Source organism: Caryophanon latum (genome assembly GCF_001700325.1).
Classification (GTDB): domain Bacteria; phylum Bacillota; class Bacilli; order Bacillales_A; family Planococcaceae; genus Caryophanon; species Caryophanon latum.
In genome coordinates this window covers 54,706-70,520 of the sequence record NZ_MATO01000015.1, presented here as the reverse complement: position 1 = coordinate 70,520, position 15,815 = coordinate 54,706, and the positions used below count along the sequence as shown (strand labels likewise).

Genomic DNA, 15,815 nt, shown 5'->3' with positions numbered 1-15,815 from the left:
GCATATTGCGGCTCGCTTTCCTGGGGCATGACTTGGGCCTGTAGTCTCAAGCTCATGCTATTCCCCAAGGAGTCTCGCCGCGCGTGCTCTGCCACGACAATACAACACTAATTTCGTTTTCACGCTTAAAAGAAGTGCTTCAACTCCATTTATAAAACTTCAAACACGCCCGCTGCTCCCATACCGCCACCGATACACATTGTGACAACACCGTACTTTTTATTTTGTCGCTTCAGCTCGTTTAGTAGCTTCACCGTTAAAATTGCTCCCGTTGCCCCAAGTGGATGCCCAAGTGCAATTGCGCCACCGTTGACATTTACTTTGTCGATGTCGATGCCGAGCTCGCGTACAACTTGAATCGATTGTGAGGCAAACGCTTCGTTAATTTCCCAAAGGTCGATGTCGTCGATCGTTAGCCCTGCTAGCTTTAACGCTTTCGGTACCGCAACAATTGGTCCAATGCCCATCACTTCTGGTGGTACGCCGCCTACTGCAAAGCTTAAAAACTTCGCGATTGGCTGTAGCCCTTGCTTCTCCGCTTCTTCACGATCCATGACGAGCACTGCTGCTGCACCGTCAGACGTTTGAGAGGCATTGCCAGCTGTTACCGAGCCTTTTACGTGAAATACAGGGCGCAGCTTGCTTAGCGATCCCACTGACGTTCCTGGACGTACCCCTTCGTCCGTATCGAATGTAAACGTGCGCGATGCCGCTTTGTTGTCACCATCTACGTAATGATGCGTCACGTCGATTGGTACAATTTCATCTTTAAACTTACCTTCTTTAATCGCCTTTTCAGCTAATTCGTGCGAGCGTGCGGCAAATGCATCTTGGTCCTCACGCGATACGTTATACTTTTGTGCGACTTGCTCCGCTGTATGTCCCATGCCCATGTAGTACGCGGGCATTTCTTCAGCAACTTTCGGGTTTAAGCGCGGGTTGTTGCCGACCATTGGGATCATCGACATCGATTCAACGCCCCCTGCAATAATTGCTGTTGCATGTCCAATCATAATGCGCTCTGCTGCGTACGCAATCGACTGTAGACCAGATGAGCAAAAACGATTAATCGTAATTGCCGGCGTTGTATTTGGTAAGCCAGCAAGTGCGCCGATTACGCGTGATACGTTCATCCCTTGCTCCGCTTCTGGCATCGCGCAACCTAAAATAACATCATCGACCGGCCCTGTATAATTTGCTCGCTTTAACGTTTCCTTTACGACAGCTGCACCGAAATCATCTGGACGAACTGTTGCAAGCGACCCCTTTTTCGCCTTTGCAACGGCTGTACGTGCACCTGCTACAATAACTGCTTCACGCATACGATATTTCCCCCTTTATGAACTACAAATTAGTTGCGCAGTGGCTTTCCTTTTACGAGCATATGCTGCATACGTTGCTGCGATAACGGATGGGCAATGAGCTGTAAAAATGCTTCGCGCTCTAAGTTTAATAAGTAATCTTCATCGACTTCTGTTCCGTATGGCACCATGCCGCCTGCTAACACGAACGCTAACTTTTTCGCAATGAAGAAGTCGTGCTCTGAAATAAAGCCTGAATCAAGCAGTCCTTGTGCGCCAATTACTAACGTCCCGTAGCCTGTTGCGCCCGTTACTGGAATTTTTTTGCGCGTCGGTGCTTTGTAGCCTGCGTCCGCGAGTGCGATTGCCGCTTGCTTTGCATCATATAATAGATGATCTACGTTTACCGAAATGCCGTCCGCTTCATGTAAGAAGTTTAAGCTGCGTGCCTCCGCTGCTGACGTTGACACGTTTGCCATCGCTACCGTTTCAAATACTTTGTTCGCCACTTCTTGTAAGTCAAAGCGCACTCCTTTTGGATAGCCGCTTAACATTTTTTCGTATAACGCAATGCTGCCGCCACCGCCAGGAATTAAACCAACACCTGTTTCAACTAAGCCGATGTACGTCTCATGTGCCGCTTGAATGTGCGCTGCTGGTAAGCACACTTCTGCACCACCACCGAGCGTCATATTAAACGGTGCGACAACGACTGGCTTATTGCTATATTTAATGCGGCGCATCGCCTTTTGGAATGAGCGAATAACGTAATCAAGCTCAAAAATGTTGTCGTCTTGCGCTTCCATGAGCATCATGCCTAAGTTCGCACCGACGCAGAAGTTTTTCCCTTGATTGCCGATAACAAGCGCTTTAAAGTCACGTTCGACAATGTCAATCGACTCGTTAATCATCGCAACGATATCTAAGCCGATTGCGTTGCTTTGTGAATGGAACTCGAGTAGCGCAACGCCATCACCTAAATCGATTAAGCTTGCACCGCTATTGCCTTTAATAATGCCGTGCTTCTTTTTGTAGCGCGCTAAGTCGATTGCTTTATCGTTCGTCTCAATGACTACGTAATCGTTACCATCGAAGTACGCACGCTCACCGTCCACTTCGCTATAAAACGTCGTGTAACCTTTTGCAAGTAAGTTCTCAGCAAACGCCGGCACGTCGCTTCCTTCTGCTTTCATTTTCGCAACCGATTGTTCAACGCCGATTGCATCCCATAGCTCAAACGGTCCTTGCTTCCAGCCGAATCCCCATTTCATCGCGTTATCGATTGCAATGATATCATCCGCAATTTCACCGTGAAGCTGTGCGGCGTAACGTAACGTTTTTGAAAATACGTTCCAAAGAAGCTGTCCTGAGCGATCGTCTGCGTATACGAGCGTCTGCATTTTTTGCTTGCCCTTTAGCTGCTTCGCCATTTCAATCGATGGTGTTTTCAATTTCTTCTTTGGCACGTAGCTAAATGATGCGACGTCGAGCTCTAAAATATCCTTGCCTTCTTTTTTGAAAAAGCCCGAGCCTGATTTTGCGCCGAGCATGCCTTGTTCGACCATTTTCACCATAAGAGGTGAGTCGGCAAACACTTGCTGCTCCTCGCCCGTCGTGTTGTCGTATACGTTGCGTGATACGTGTACGAACGTATCGAGTCCTACGACGTCAAGCGTGCGGAATGTCGCAGAGCTTGGGCGACCGATTAACGGACCTGTTACGGAATCGACTTCACCGACTGAGTAGCCGTTACGCTCCACCTCTTGCAGCGTCACAATTAAGCCGTACGTGCCGATGCGGTTTGCGATAAAGTTTGGCGTATCCTTTGCGACAACGACTCCTTTACCTAATACGTCTTCACCGAACGTTTTCATGAACGCTAGCGCTTCTGGTGACGTCTCCGCATGCGGAATAATTTCAAGTAACTTTAAATAGCGCGGTGGGTTGAAAAAATGCGTGCCCATAAAGTGACGTTTGAAATCGTCTGAGCGACCTTCTGCCATCGCTTCAATTGAAATGCCTGAAGTATTCGATGTAATGATCGTCCCCTCTTTACGCACCGTTTCAATTTTGTCAAACAGCGACTTTTTCACCGCTAAATTTTCGACAACGACTTCGATAATCCAATCAACGTCCTTTAGCTTGTCTAAATCATCCTCTAAGTTACATGCTGTAATGCGGTGCAAACTTTCCTTTGATGCGAGCGGTGCTGGCTTATGCTTTTTTAATTTCTCGACCGCCGTTGCTGCGAAGCGATTGCGCACAGCTGGATGCTCTAGCGTATACCCCTTTTTCGCCTCTTCCTCTGTTACTTCCTTTGGTACGATATCTAATAAAAGTGTTGGAATCCCGATGTTTGCTAAATGTGCCGCAATACCTGAGCCCATTACACCTGACCCTAAAACAGCTGCTTTTTGAATACGATACGTCACGTTCATTTCCCCCTTTTACACACGAATGAATAGTCATTCATTTTTGATGCAAAAAAAATGTGAAACTGCTTTTCTGCTCTAAGTGTAAAATATTTCATGTCACAACGCAACATTTTTCTTTCGTTTATCATACATTTATTCTCGAATATGCATAAAATCCGCTAGCATAAGCATTTCACTATCTTGCCTATTAAAAATTGTGTACACTAAATTGAGAAAAGGAAGGTGTTTCAACATGGAACGTATTAGCACAGTAGAGAAATTCCAAGAAATCACAAGCACAGAGCAACCAGTTATCGTTAAATTTACAGCTGGATGGTGCCCTGACTGCGTACGCATGAACATGTTTATCGATCCAATTATTGAAGAGTACAACGAATACAAATGGTTCGAGGTTGATCGTGACGAGTTAATGGACATCGCAGAACAACAAGAAGTTCGCGGCATTCCAAGCTTACTTATTTTCAAAAACGGCGAAAAGCTTGCACACTTACATAGTGCAAACGCAAAATCTCCAGAGCAAGTAACAGATTTTTTAGACGCACAAAAATAATCAAAAAGGGATGAGCATATGTCAGCTGACACGTAGCTCGTCCCTTTTTCAATGGATTGGAGGAATGTTATGCAAAAGCGATTGAACGTAAAAGGGTGCTCACAATATAGCACCGACGTCAAAGAACAATATCGCCCTTCTGCTTGTGGCCCGACGACCGCGTACGTTATGATGAACTATTTATTCGGCGAGCAAGCGGTTAACAAATCAATCAACGACTTTTATGACATGCTCGGCGGCACGAAAATCGGCTTATTCACATGGCGCTTCAAACGAAATATGCGCCGCTACTTAGGTCCGGGCTGGCTCGTTGACAACTGCACAGTCGAGCAAGCGATGGCCGAAATTGATGCCGGTCGTCTTGTTGCCGTGAAGTTCGACAAATATTTTTCGCTGCGCTTTTTTACGCCTGCATTATTTGCGTATCATTGGGTGCCGCTCATTGGTTACGATGCGACGAATGAGCTGACGTTATTCATCCACGACAATGGCGGACGCAACCGAGAAAGTCGCGTCCGTTCATTTCAATATAAAAAAGAAAAAAACGTTCTAACGTTCATTCGCATCACACCGTTACAGCACACCTAATGACTTTGCATGCTTCACAATGAGACGATAGCCTTTTTGCTGTAGCATTTGCTCATGCGTTGCGGTGTAAGGACTGCGCGCTAAATCGTCTAACTGTAACGCAATGTCCATACTGCACTGAATTGTCGCCAATTGATGCGATAAACTAAGCATTTCTAAATTGTCGACAATTTTTGTGCGCTGCGCTGGCTTTAATACATCTAAATTCGCAAGTACTCCTTCAATTGAGCCGTATGTTTGAATGAGTTGTAACGCCGTTTTTGGGCCGATGCCTTTAATGCCTGGGTAACCATCACTGCTGTCGCCCATAAACGCCTTCACATCCGCAAAGCGCGCTGGTGCAATGCCGTACTCCTCAACGAAACGCGCCTCATCGTATAGCTCATATTGTGTATAGCCTTTTTTCGTTAATGCAATCGTCGTTGAAGCATTAAGCAGCTGCAATAAGTCGCGGTCGCCGCTAATGACCGTAATTTTCGCATCACGCTTCCACTTCTCGACCATTGAGCCGATCGAGTCATCTGCTTCCATACCGATTTGACCGAAATTCGTCCAACCAAGCTCTGCAGCAATCATTTTCGCTAAATCAAATTGCGGCTTCATTTCCTCTGGTGGTGCTGGACGATTTGCTTTATAGCCATCGTACAGCTCGTTGCGAAACGTATGCGCTCCCATATCCCAACAAATGGCGATATGCGTCGGCTGAAAAATCGTCTCTGCTGTCATTACATGGCGGACGAAACCTTGTACGCCATTCGTCGGTGTCCCATCCTCTAATCGAATGTATTGGTTCATCGCTGCTGATGCGAAAAACGAACGGAATAATAACGCCATGCCGTCTACTAATAATAAGTGTTTCATTCTATAAATCCTCTCTCTTCTAGCTCATCTCGTACCGTAACGATCGCCCGCACATCAATATCGACATTTCCGCGCAACGCTTTACTAATCATGCACGTTTCCTCCGCCTTTTGTGCATAGCGCTGTGCGACGTCTCGCTTCCTTGCTTCAGTCTTTACAGCAAGCGTAATTGTCGGCATATGTGTAATGCGCTTATACGTAAATACGCCGTTTGTGACATCTACTTGTGCATGCGACTGCAAATCAATTTGTGCCTCGATGCCACTGCGTTCAAGCATCGCAGCAAGCGTAATGATGTAGCACGTCGCCGCCGCACCGAGCAGCATTTCGTCTGGGTTCGTGCCGATGCCCGGGCCGCCCATATTTTTTGGAATCGATACAGCCGTCTGCAAATTACCGGCATGAATCGTTGCGGAGTCGTTACGTCCACCTGTCCACGTCGTCTGTAACTGAAAATGATGAATCATTTTACATCTCCATCCTTTATACTAAAAATAAGGCTCTTCACCATAACTTGGGATTGCTTTCCACGTCGAGGCAGGCTTTCCGCGGGCGTGGCTTGAGCCTGTAGTCTCGCGCTCACGCTTTTCCCGCTGGAGTCCGCCTCTCGTTTCAAGCAACCTTTATGTGTCAACCCCAGTTTACGGTGATGAACTAAAAATAAAACGTCTTTTTGAAAGGTTGTCGTCTATGAAAAAACGAATTGCTGGACTAGCGATTGCAGCTGCTGCGTATTGCTATTTATCACCTAAGCCTGCAAGCTACATTGTACGTGCTGCATTTAAAAACGGGCTTGCTACTGCGCCTCCAAACTTTCATACATTACGAGCTCACTACTCCGTAAACCGAAACTTGCGATATCGTTCCCATTTTAGCATGAACACGTATGATTTATTTGTAAATCGTACAAAACAGCAAAAACCATTAATTATTTGGGTACACGGTGGGGCTTACGTAGGTGGTGATAAAGAGGACGTAGCGATTTATGCATCGATGCTTGCTGCAAATGGCTTCGACGTCGTAACGATGAACTACGCGCTCGCACCGGAAGCAACGTACCCGACACCACTTCTCCAACTAGCTGAGCTATACACACATATCGTCACGCATCACGCCGATACAGTTACTATAAACAATATTTTTTTCGCTGGTGATTCAGCCGGTGCGCAAATTGCTGCTCAGTTCGTCGTCTCGCAGCTTGATGAGTCGTACGCTAAAAAGATCACTGTACCACAAGTTGTACCTCCCGCGTCAATTGCTGGTACGATTCTTTGCTGTGGTCCGTACGATTTAGCACAGCTCGATACGCTCAGCAGTAAAAAATGGCTCGCCGCCTTGCTTCACCGCGCCGGTTGGGCATATATGAACGACCGCCACTGGCAAACATCGACGAACACAGCGAATGCTTCGTTAATTGGACATATCCCGCCGAACTTCCCGCCGACGTTTTTAACAGACGGCAATGCGTTTACATTTACGTCGCATACACAAGCACTTGCTCAAGAGCTTGCCGACAAGCAAATCGAGCATGACGTCGTGTTGTATGACGAGGCGGACGCACAACTTTTACACGAATATCAATTTTTGCTCGACACGCCACACGCACAACAAACGTTCGAGCGGCTCGTGACGTTTTTAACGCGCTATTGTCGCAATTGACATTTAAAACGCGGTTCGCTATAGTAAAGCCCATCGAATAATAAAGGAGCGTCACTCATGGCTTTAACAAAATCACAAGTAATGCAAGCATTAAACAAAGGAAAATATGTGCGCTGGACGACGACAACAGGCAGCATCATCGTGCGCAAAAAGAACAAAACCGATTACGACTTTTTCGTATTTGAAGAAGGTGTAGAGGAAGCTGCGCATTATTTAGGCTTCATTCATAACGTCATGCTTACAATGAATGACAAAAACTCAAACAAAGATTTTAAAATCGTTGACCGAGCAGACGTAGAAGTACAAAACTAACAAAAAGCGGTATTGGGAAAATGCACTTTCCCAATACCGCCTTTTTATACATTCATAACACATTGTTGTACTTTTCAATCGTCATTCTCGCTCACCCAAGCCTTCCTTACCATTTACTACATTTTGCAGAAAAAGAGACACCGTTACTATTATTTTCCCGTATAGTAGTAGTAAAGCTATGAAAGGATGGTCGATTCATGCAAAAACATTACATGCTGCCTTCTTACGGTAAAAACGGCTGGCTTCGCTTATTATTCTTTTTCTTATTTTCAAATATCGTCATGATTGCGAGCGTTCTTCTCTTTTTATTACTCGTTACGACCGTGTCACCGACAATCGAGTTCATTGTAGACGAGGCAGATCCGCGCGTAATTTCAGCCTCACCGCTCGTTTCTTTCATATTGGAACATATCGGCTTGCTCATCGGTTTTGTCGCGCTTGCGTTTTTAACGAGCTGGCTACTAAAGCGCCCGTGGTATACGGTGCTCACATCGCGCAGCCGCTTCGACTTTAAAAAAATAGGTTGGGCGTTTGGCGTATTTTTCATCATGCTCGCAGCCATTCAATTTATCGATTACGCATTACATAAAGATGCGTACACATTAAATCTTGACGGTGTCGGCACATTTATTTTGTTTGCGATACTCGTCGTACTGCTCGTGCCGATTCAAACGACGCTTGAGGAATTCATTTATCGCGGGCTCGGCGTACAATTAGTGGCAAAGTTTACACAGCAGCCATTTATTATCGCGCTCATTATGGGCGGCATTTTCGGTGCATTGCATTTTGGCAACCCTGAAATGAGTATGGGTGCGCTATGGATTGGGCTTGATTACGTGTTCGCTGGCTTCTTTTTAACGTACATGTCAGTGAAATTCAATGCGACTGAATACGCGATTGGAGCACATGCAGCAAACAACATTTTCCTTTACATTTTCATTACGTCAGATGATGTCGTTGGCGCCAACTTGCCGTCGCTCTTCTATGTCGATATGAGCGATGCAACGTTTTACTCGTTTTTCATTTATAGCGTCTTATTTAACGTTCTGTTTTATTTACTCGTTCGCTGGCATGCACATCGCCATCGCCAATCGCTCTCGCAGCACGATACATATTTATAATAGAAAAAAGTGTTGGCTCGGAAAGATCGATTTCCTTGCCAACACTTTTTTATTCACATACGTACACTAAACGTAAAAAATATCCTTTTGGCACGTTCGCCTTATCGACGATCGTAAAGCCCGCCTCTTTAAACATGTCGTCCATCGGTTCAATTGCGACGAATACAGCACGGTCTGCAATGCGGCGTGCTTCCTTCACAATGGCGTATTGCTCCTCATACGACGCGCTCGTAAATAAATTGTACGGCATGTCGATAATTGCAACGTCGTAATGCTCCGTCACGTCCTCGATCGGCCCAAGCTCCACTGTTCCCTCATAGCCAAAGTGCGCGATATTTTTACGCGAGCCTTGCGCGACGAACCAATTCATGTCACGCCCTAAAATCGGAATGTCCATCGACAACGCTTCAACTAACACCGTCCCAATACCACAGCACGGATCAATGATTGTTACGCCTTCTGGTCGCGGCGCCGCAATATTTACGAGCGCACGAGCAAGACGTGTACCAAGCGCTGTTGAATATGAATGCGGCTTTACTTGATGCTTCAACCACATCGGCTCCGTTTGCTCAAGCGCACCGAAATGCCAAACACCGTCAATTTTTACGATGCCAAATACGCAGTCCGCATGCTTTAAATCAGGCTCACCTGGAATGACGTTGCCGAGTGTGCGCTCTGCTAGTTGACGCTCTGGAAACGGCTGCTTCGGCTCGTCGCCTAGTGCTGCACTGTTAAGCGAAAGCACACGAAACGTTTCACCTTGATATGTTAACTGCTCTGCAAACGGCACGATATCATCAAGCGTCTCGCCACTTGCAAGCACCTTTAATTTCGTTTTAATGAATGGGCTGCGATTAATCGCTACGTCAATGTCGCTAAGGACGTAGCTCGCTCCACTGCTCGTACTAAAAAAGCTGCGTTGCTCTAGCTGCACAAGCTCATATTCATCAACTTGCCAAGTATATACATATAAAAAGTTCGTCATTACGCTTCAATCGCCTGTACAAGCTGTGCTACAAATGCCTCTAACTTTTGTAAAGTTTGCTCAATCGTTTGGTTTTCATCGTAATCGTTCATCGCATTTAAGCTAATGTTAATTTCCCAAATGCCCTCGTCACCTGAAAACATCGCACCTGACACTAATCCTTGTGCTAAATTATGCTTTAAAAATTCCTTTAGCTTTTGGCTTGCGCTTTTTTTATAGCGTAAACCAAATAACGCCATTGGTACTTCAAATGCTTCATCAAACTCTAGCGCTACCGCGTCCATTTTTAACGCTTCAAACGCAGGTGATTCTACATACAAATACTCTGACTGATTTTGCGCAAAGTAGCTAAGCGGTTGCTGTAAAAAATTTACACCTGCTACTGCGATCAATTCCTCTGTTTCTTTATTTAAACGTTCTAACACTGTAATTTCCATTTAAGTCGCTCCTTTATCGTGCGTTTAATCCACATTCTATAGTAACGTGATTGCAACAAAAAAGCCACTAGCAGTACTAGTAGCTCATATCGGTTGCAATGTGTCATATAAAATGCGTCGCAGCTCACTCGTGTTCGTTACGGACTGAATCATCGAGTTCATGTACGCATCTTTCACTAAATTCATATAGTGCCACTCATACCCTTTCGTTCGCGCATACGCATGTAAAAAAATGCGAATCGTGCGTCCGTTGCCTTCACGAAACGGGTGCAGCATATTGAGCTCTGCCTTGAAATATGCAAGGCGCTCTACTGCTTGTACTGTCGTGTCCCAGTTACCTTCTCGTCGCATCTCCGCAAACAATTCGTCTGCCATATCGTCTAAAAACTGCGCTTGGCAAAAACGAGTATTGCCCTTCGATAGCTGCACGTCGCGGAACTCACCCGCAAACGTGAAAATATCTTGAAATAAATGATGATGCAACGAACAAAATGATTGCTTCGTAAAATGCTTAATTGTATAGCGCTCTGTTTCTACTTGCAAAGCACGAATCATAAAGGCGTATTGCTCAGCTCGCTCTAGCTGCTCCATCGTCGTAATGCCGAGCTTATTGTTTTTCAATAAGTAGTCGTCATCTGCACCGAAGTTATACCTTTGCATTTAGTGCCTCGCGAATCATCGATGGTGTCAGCTTTTTTTTCGAATTGATTACTTCTAAAGCCTGCAGTGCGAGCGATTTGTCAATTTGAAAATTTTCAAGCGACAAGTTTTTCGAAACACGTTTAAACGCTGGGGATTCTAACGTTAATTTCGTCACAAAACTCCCTCCTCAATACGTTAATTATACCGTAAATGCGCAGGTGACACATGTGAAATGATTGCGACAATTGCATAGAAAAAGGCATTAGCAGATACTCCTACTAATGCCGATTCATTACGCCTCTTTTGCTTCGATCGTCTCTGTTACGATAATTGAGTCTTTCACCGATTCGACCATCGAGCAGTTTTTCGTCGCCATATGCAGCGATTTTTCTAACACTTCCTGCTTTAAGCCCGTACCTGTTACAACGAAGTGTACAGCGATTTTCGTAATTTTATCAACTTGTGCTGGGTCGCGTTCCACATCCGCTGTAAACGAAATGTCTGTGAATACGATGCGCTTTTTCTCTAAAATTTTCTTCAGTACGCCACCGCTACAAACTGCGACTGCTGACACAAGTAGCTGATACGGACGGAAGCCGATTTCCGCGTTACCCGATACTGTTAAATCGCCAAATTCAAAGCGTGTCGTAAACGCGCCTGTTTCTGTTAATGTATAGTTCATGTCCTCACCTCCTCGTCTATCCTACCATAAAATGATGCATGAAAAACGTTAAAAAAAGAAGGCATACGACATGAATTGCTTCATGCCGTACACCTTTTTACGCATTATGATTAACGCTCTTTTGCATATTGTGCTGCTGCAGTAAACACAACGTCTGATGATGAGTTTAATGCTGTTTCACAAGAGTCTTGCACGACGCCGATAATGAAGCCGATGCCGACAATTTGAACTGCCACATCTGCTGGTACGCCAAGTAAGCTAGCTGCAAGTGGAATGAGTAATAACGAACCACCTGGCACGCCTGAAGCACCTGATGCTGAAACAGCTGTTAACACGATTAAAATAAGCGCTGTCCATAAATCTACTTCTATGCCTAGCGTATGTGCTGCTGCAAGTGATAACACGGCGATCGTTACAGCTGCACCTGCCATGTTAATCGTTGCGCCTAGTGGAATCGATACAGAGTATGTATCTTCGTCTAGCTCTAACTTTTCACATAGTTTCATGTTCACCGGAATATTCGCTGCTGAGCTTCGCGTAAAAAATGCCGTTATCGCACTTTCACGTAACGTCATGAACACAAGTGGATACGGATTGCGACGCGTCGCTACAAACACGATTAACGGATTTACAACTAACGCAACGATCAACATACATGATACGAGCACGACAATTAATCGCCCATACTCGCTTAACGTCGATAAACCAGTTTCCGCTACGACGTTAAATACTAAACCTAAAATACCAAGTGGTGCTAATTGAATAACCCATTGTACGACCTTTGAAATCGCCTCTGATAAATTCGTAATCACTGTTTTTGTCGTATCGCTTGCGGCTTTTAATGCAAAACCTAGCAATAACGCCCACGCTAAAATACCGATGTAATTGGCGTCTGCAATCGCTGTAATTGGATTTGCTACTAAGCTCACAAATAACGTTTCAAGCACTTCACCGATGCCACTCGGTGCTGAAATTTCCTCTGTTGATGTTGGTAACGTCAGCTTCGTTGGGAATAAGAAGCTTGCGACAACTGCAACTAAGCCTGCTGATAACGTCCCAATTGCATACAAAATAATAATTGTGCGCATATTCGTTTTCGCACCTGCTTTATGCGTTGAAATTGCGTGAATTACAAGAATAAATACTAAAACAGGCGCAACTGCTTTCAGTGCACCAATGAATAACGTACCGAGTAAACCGATTGCTGTTACGTTTGGCACGATAAATGCCAATGCAATACCAGCAATAATCCCGACAATAATACGCACGACTAAACTCATGTTCGTCCACGCTTGCCAAATGCTGCTCATGATATTTCCTCCAAATGCTGTTTAACTGTAAACACGCTGCGCTTTCACTACGCCTACGTATATACGCTAATCAAATAATATACCCAATCCTAACATATGACTTCATTTTTTTCTATATTGAAATACAAAAATATGTACAATTGTTTTTCTAGAGCGCACAAAAAAGCGAGGCTGCGTCAATGCAACCTCACTTTCATTTATACGAATGTTTACGACATCATTTTCATTAGCATGTCGTAGAACATAACTCCAAATGATCCAATAGCATACAGTACACCCATTCCAAATGCAGCTCCTAGTACAACGATTGCACTCGGTTTTTTAAATTCCTCGACTAGCGGCAGCTCTTTTACGCGACGTGTTGTATTTGTTGTTACGTTTGTCATTCTAAACGCCCCCTAAAGTAAGTATGATCGTGCTCGCCAAAACGTGTGTGATATTGTTAAAAAATCACCTTTTTTGTACTTTAAGTGATTTTCTTGTTGTACTTATTATATACCACGTTCACATTTTTTTCAAACTTTTTAATACTTACGAGTAACTTTTTTCACAAAATGGGCACAAAGCTTGATTTTACAATGTTTTCCCAATTGCAGAATACTTTGAAATCGTTTGCATTTTATGATAAAAATGAAGGTACAGTAGTTTTTACATACACCCCTTTAAACAAAATTACCGCAAATTTCGACATATCTCAAAAAAATTTATAGCGCTTGCTTGACTCATTTCAATTTCTGTGACAAAAAAATGATGTGTTAACCTTGATAACTGCTTTTGATGGAAATTTATGCATTTATAATTTTTTTAATGTGTAGATGCTACTTTTGCGCTATAATCACACTATGCTTTTAGTGTAATTCACTAATACATTTCAAGGATATTAGCACTAAATTCAATACATACAACGATAAAGGAGCACGTTAAATGAAAGAACGATTGTTAAAGCCTTCTTTAGGAAGAAAATTAATTTTAATATTATTACTATTTTTAATGATTCCTTCTCTAATTCTTGGCATCGTTGCTTATGAAAGCATCGTCAAAAATATTAAAGAAGAGCAAGTAAAGTCAACACAAACGAGTTTACAGCTATTAAATAAGCAAATTAATGATGTCATTACTCCTAAAATTCATGACGTTAATTATTTCGCCGCACAGTTTTCAAAGGATATGTTAGATGAGCCAAATAGCGCGAGAATTCGTGCCACACTTCATAACTACTTAGAATTGCACCCAGAAACATTAATGGCTTATATCGGTTCTGCAGAGGGCGATATGGTTCGCATGCCTACGTTCGAATATGCTAGCGACTACGATCCACGTGTTCGCCCATGGTATATGAGCGCAGCCGAATCAGATGAACCGATCGTAACAGCACCTTACATTTCATCAAGTACAGGTGAGCTAATTGTAACTATCGCTAAGCAGTTAGATGATAAATCGGGTGTACTTGGTATCGATTTAAGCTTACAAACGTTAGCTGACGTGGCGAATGCTGTCGAAATCGGTGAAAATGGTTATGTGTCATTGCTCGATACATCTGGCTTATACATTACGTCACCACATGTGGAAAGTGGCACCGAGGCAACAGAGCCGTTTGTAGAAGCGGTGTATGCACAAGCGTCTACAACGTTTGAAGATGATGAAAAAACAGTGATTAGCGTAACGAACGAAGCAACGAGTTGGAAAATTGTTGGCACAACGTTTTTCTCTGAAGCAAAAGCAGCTGCCTCTTCAACGCGTATGTTAATCGCTTTAATTATTAATGTATTCCTCATTTGCGGCATTATTTCGATGTACTTCTTTATTCGTTCTATCATACGCCCTATTAGCGAATTAAAAGAGGCAACGGAAAAAATGAGCAAAGGCGATTTAACGTCGCATGTGAACATTCATACAAACGATGAAATCGGTAGCTTATCACATTCATTCAATGAGATGAAAACAAATATTGCAAAGCTTGTACAGGAAGCTTCAACTAACTCAACAGAAGTAAAAGGTGCCGCCCAGCTTTTATCAAATAGCACAGCTGAATCGATGGCTGCATCTCAGCAAATTAGCGTAGCGATGAAGCAAATTTCGCAAAATACTGATGCTCAGTCGTCGATGATTGACGAAACGATTTCAACAATTTCAACGATTGCTGAAAACATTTCAGAAACGGCTGATCATACAAATGAAGTGCTAGACTTGTCTCAGCAAGCAACATTACTTGCAGTAGAAGGTAGCAATTCGATTTCACAAACAGTATCGCAAATGTCGTCTATTCAGCAGTCCGTATCGTTAACAGATGAAAAAATTCGTACGTTATACGACCGAACGAAAGAAATTGGCTCGATTTTAGATGTCATTAGCTCGATTTCCGAACAAACGAATTTACTTGCGTTAAATGCCTCAATTGAAGCAGCACGCGCAGGCGAACACGGTAAAGGCTTCGCAGTCGTAGCGGATGAAGTTCGTAAGCTTGCTGAAAGCTCTCAAGCATCAACAGCGCAAATCGCATCATTAATTACAGCGGTACAGCAAGATACAGCTCAATCGGTACAGTTTATGGAGCGCGCAAACGTCGAAGTAGCATCTGGTATCGATATCACAAAAGAAACGTCTATTAAATTTGAAACGATTTTACAAAGTACGCAGCATATGACACCGCGTATCGAGTCGATCGCCGCTTCTGCTCAGCAAATGGCCGCTGCTCTACAACAAGTCCATGCCGCAACACAACAGCTAACAGGTCAAGCACAAGAAAATGCATCCGTTGCAGAGGAAGTATCTGCTTCTGCTGGTCAATCGTCTATCGCGCTTGCACAAATTGAAGATGCTTCGGCAAACTTAAACCGTGTAGCACAGGAGTTAGACGTTGCCGTAAAACGATTTATTTTATAACAGACCTGATTGTATAAATCAAAATGGCGATGAAAAAGGAATCCTTTTT

Annotated in this window: 17 protein-coding genes; 6 read left to right on the top strand and 11 right to left on the bottom strand. The window is 43.9% G+C overall.

From position 1 onward, the window contains the following. Positions 1-149: 149 nt before the first annotated feature. Together A6K76_RS04125 and A6K76_RS04120 are read right to left on the bottom strand one after the other, a co-directional pair. The gene (locus A6K76_RS04125; RefSeq protein WP_066462386.1) at positions 150-1,322 is read right to left on the bottom strand and encodes an acetyl-CoA C-acetyltransferase; all 1,173 of its coding nucleotides are present in this window, start codon (positions 1,320-1,322) and stop codon (positions 150-152) included. Positions 1,323-1,351: 29 nt separating this feature from the next. After that, positions 1,352-3,733 (bottom strand): 3-hydroxyacyl-CoA dehydrogenase/enoyl-CoA hydratase family protein, encoded by a 2,382-nt coding sequence (locus A6K76_RS04120; RefSeq protein ID WP_066462385.1) that lies wholly within the window; start codon positions 3,731-3,733, stop codon positions 1,352-1,354. A gap of 235 nt (positions 3,734-3,968) precedes the next feature. Here A6K76_RS04120 and A6K76_RS04115 point away from each other — a divergent pair, with 235 nt between their 5' ends. Together A6K76_RS04115 and A6K76_RS04110 are read left to right on the top strand one after the other, a co-directional pair. Continuing rightward, on the top strand, positions 3,969-4,286 hold the full coding sequence (locus tag A6K76_RS04115; protein ID WP_066462384.1) for a thioredoxin family protein: 318 nt from the start codon (positions 3,969-3,971) through the stop codon (positions 4,284-4,286). A 69-nt stretch (positions 4,287-4,355) separates the two neighbouring features. Next, positions 4,356-4,874: a C39 family peptidase gene (locus A6K76_RS04110; RefSeq protein ID WP_066462383.1), complete on the top strand. Its 519-nt coding sequence runs from the start codon at positions 4,356-4,358 to the stop codon at positions 4,872-4,874. Here A6K76_RS04110 and A6K76_RS04105 read toward each other — a convergent pair. Then, a complete protein-coding gene (locus A6K76_RS04105; RefSeq protein ID WP_066462377.1) occupies positions 4,860-5,735 on the bottom strand; it encodes a 5'-3' exonuclease in 876 nt (291 codons plus the stop codon). The genes A6K76_RS04110 and A6K76_RS04105 overlap by 15 nt on opposite strands. Beyond that, the gene (locus A6K76_RS04100; RefSeq protein WP_066462375.1) at positions 5,732-6,202 is read right to left on the bottom strand and encodes an SACOL1771 family peroxiredoxin; all 471 of its coding nucleotides are present in this window, start codon (positions 6,200-6,202) and stop codon (positions 5,732-5,734) included. The genes A6K76_RS04105 and A6K76_RS04100 overlap by 4 nt, the downstream gene beginning before the upstream one ends. 223 nt (positions 6,203-6,425) lie before the next feature. Between A6K76_RS04100 and A6K76_RS04095 the strand changes: the two genes are divergently transcribed. The 3 genes from A6K76_RS04095 (at position 6,426) to A6K76_RS04085 (ending at position 8,827) form a co-directional block, all read left to right on the top strand. After that, positions 6,426-7,394, top strand: a complete 969-nt coding sequence (locus A6K76_RS04095) for an alpha/beta hydrolase (RefSeq protein WP_066462373.1) — start codon at positions 6,426-6,428, stop codon at positions 7,392-7,394. A 57-nt stretch (positions 7,395-7,451) separates the two neighbouring features. Continuing rightward, complete coding sequence (locus A6K76_RS04090; RefSeq protein ID WP_066462371.1) at positions 7,452-7,706, top strand: hypothetical protein; 255 nt, start codon at positions 7,452-7,454, stop codon at positions 7,704-7,706. A gap of 197 nt (positions 7,707-7,903) precedes the next feature. Then, positions 7,904-8,827 (top strand): CPBP family intramembrane glutamic endopeptidase, encoded by a 924-nt coding sequence (locus tag A6K76_RS04085; protein ID WP_066462370.1) that lies wholly within the window; start codon positions 7,904-7,906, stop codon positions 8,825-8,827. Between the two features lie 49 nt (positions 8,828-8,876). Here the strand turns inward: A6K76_RS04085 and A6K76_RS04080 are convergent, their stop codons facing one another. From A6K76_RS04080 to A6K76_RS16735, 7 genes are all read right to left on the bottom strand, one after another. Beyond that, positions 8,877-9,812 carry a TRM11 family SAM-dependent methyltransferase gene (locus A6K76_RS04080; protein WP_066462369.1) on the bottom strand — a complete coding sequence of 312 codons (936 nt, stop codon included), beginning with the start codon at positions 9,810-9,812 and terminating at the stop codon, positions 8,877-8,879. Beyond that, entirely contained in the window at positions 9,812-10,249 is a 438-nt protein-coding gene (locus A6K76_RS04075; RefSeq protein ID WP_066462368.1) for a hypothetical protein, read from the bottom strand. Before A6K76_RS04075 ends, A6K76_RS04080 begins: the two co-directional genes overlap by 1 nt. Before the next feature lie 84 nt (positions 10,250-10,333). Beyond that, a complete protein-coding gene (locus A6K76_RS04070; RefSeq protein ID WP_066462367.1) occupies positions 10,334-10,909 on the bottom strand; it encodes a Fic/DOC family protein in 576 nt (191 codons plus the stop codon). Further along, positions 10,896-11,066: a hypothetical protein gene (locus tag A6K76_RS16740; protein ID WP_169817983.1), complete on the bottom strand. Its 171-nt coding sequence runs from the start codon at positions 11,064-11,066 to the stop codon at positions 10,896-10,898. The genes A6K76_RS04070 and A6K76_RS16740 overlap by 14 nt, the downstream gene beginning before the upstream one ends. A 117-nt stretch (positions 11,067-11,183) precedes the next feature. After that, positions 11,184-11,573 (bottom strand): OsmC family protein, encoded by a 390-nt coding sequence (locus A6K76_RS04065; RefSeq protein ID WP_066462366.1) that lies wholly within the window; start codon positions 11,571-11,573, stop codon positions 11,184-11,186. A 110-nt stretch (positions 11,574-11,683) separates the two neighbouring features. Further along, complete coding sequence (sstT, locus tag A6K76_RS04060; protein ID WP_066462361.1) at positions 11,684-12,883, bottom strand: serine/threonine transporter SstT; 1,200 nt, start codon at positions 12,881-12,883, stop codon at positions 11,684-11,686. A gap of 209 nt (positions 12,884-13,092) precedes the next feature. Beyond that, the gene (locus A6K76_RS16735; RefSeq protein ID WP_169817982.1) at positions 13,093-13,269 is read right to left on the bottom strand and encodes a hypothetical protein; all 177 of its coding nucleotides are present in this window, start codon (positions 13,267-13,269) and stop codon (positions 13,093-13,095) included. Between the two features lie 538 nt (positions 13,270-13,807). On the opposite strand from A6K76_RS16735, the gene A6K76_RS04055 reads away from it, so the two are divergent. Further along, positions 13,808-15,766 (top strand): methyl-accepting chemotaxis protein, encoded by a 1,959-nt coding sequence (locus A6K76_RS04055; protein WP_083995276.1) that lies wholly within the window; start codon positions 13,808-13,810, stop codon positions 15,764-15,766. The last annotated feature ends 49 nt before the right edge of the window (positions 15,767-15,815 follow it).

Coding starts and splice junctions, on each gene's coding strand:
- A6K76_RS04125 (WP_066462386.1), bottom strand. CDS start 1,322: ATGCGTGAAGCAGTTATTGTAGCAGGTGCACGTACAGCCGTTGCAAAG.
- A6K76_RS04115 (WP_066462384.1), top strand. CDS start 3,969: ATGGAACGTATTAGCACAGTAGAGAAATTCCAAGAAATCACAAGCACA.
- A6K76_RS04090 (WP_066462371.1), top strand. CDS start 7,452: ATGGCTTTAACAAAATCACAAGTAATGCAAGCATTAAACAAAGGAAAA.
- A6K76_RS04080 (WP_066462369.1), bottom strand. CDS start 9,812: ATGACGAACTTTTTATATGTATATACTTGGCAAGTTGATGAATATGAG.
- A6K76_RS04110 (WP_066462383.1), top strand. CDS start 4,356: ATGCAAAAGCGATTGAACGTAAAAGGGTGCTCACAATATAGCACCGAC.
- A6K76_RS04095 (WP_066462373.1), top strand. CDS start 6,426: ATGAAAAAACGAATTGCTGGACTAGCGATTGCAGCTGCTGCGTATTGC.
- A6K76_RS16735 (WP_169817982.1), bottom strand. CDS start 13,269: ATGACAAACGTAACAACAAATACAACACGTCGCGTAAAAGAGCTGCCG.
- A6K76_RS04100 (WP_066462375.1), bottom strand. CDS start 6,202: ATGATTCATCATTTTCAGTTACAGACGACGTGGACAGGTGGACGTAAC.
- A6K76_RS04065 (WP_066462366.1), bottom strand. CDS start 11,573: ATGAACTATACATTAACAGAAACAGGCGCGTTTACGACACGCTTTGAA.
- A6K76_RS04055 (WP_083995276.1), top strand. CDS start 13,808: ATGAAAGAACGATTGTTAAAGCCTTCTTTAGGAAGAAAATTAATTTTA.
- A6K76_RS04075 (WP_066462368.1), bottom strand. CDS start 10,249: ATGGAAATTACAGTGTTAGAACGTTTAAATAAAGAAACAGAGGAATTG.
- A6K76_RS04070 (WP_066462367.1), bottom strand. CDS start 10,909: ATGCAAAGGTATAACTTCGGTGCAGATGACGACTACTTATTGAAAAAC.
- A6K76_RS04105 (WP_066462377.1), bottom strand. CDS start 5,735: ATGAAACACTTATTATTAGTAGACGGCATGGCGTTATTATTCCGTTCG.
- A6K76_RS04085 (WP_066462370.1), top strand. CDS start 7,904: ATGCAAAAACATTACATGCTGCCTTCTTACGGTAAAAACGGCTGGCTT.
- sstT (WP_066462361.1), bottom strand. CDS start 12,883: ATGAGCAGCATTTGGCAAGCGTGGACGAACATGAGTTTAGTCGTGCGT.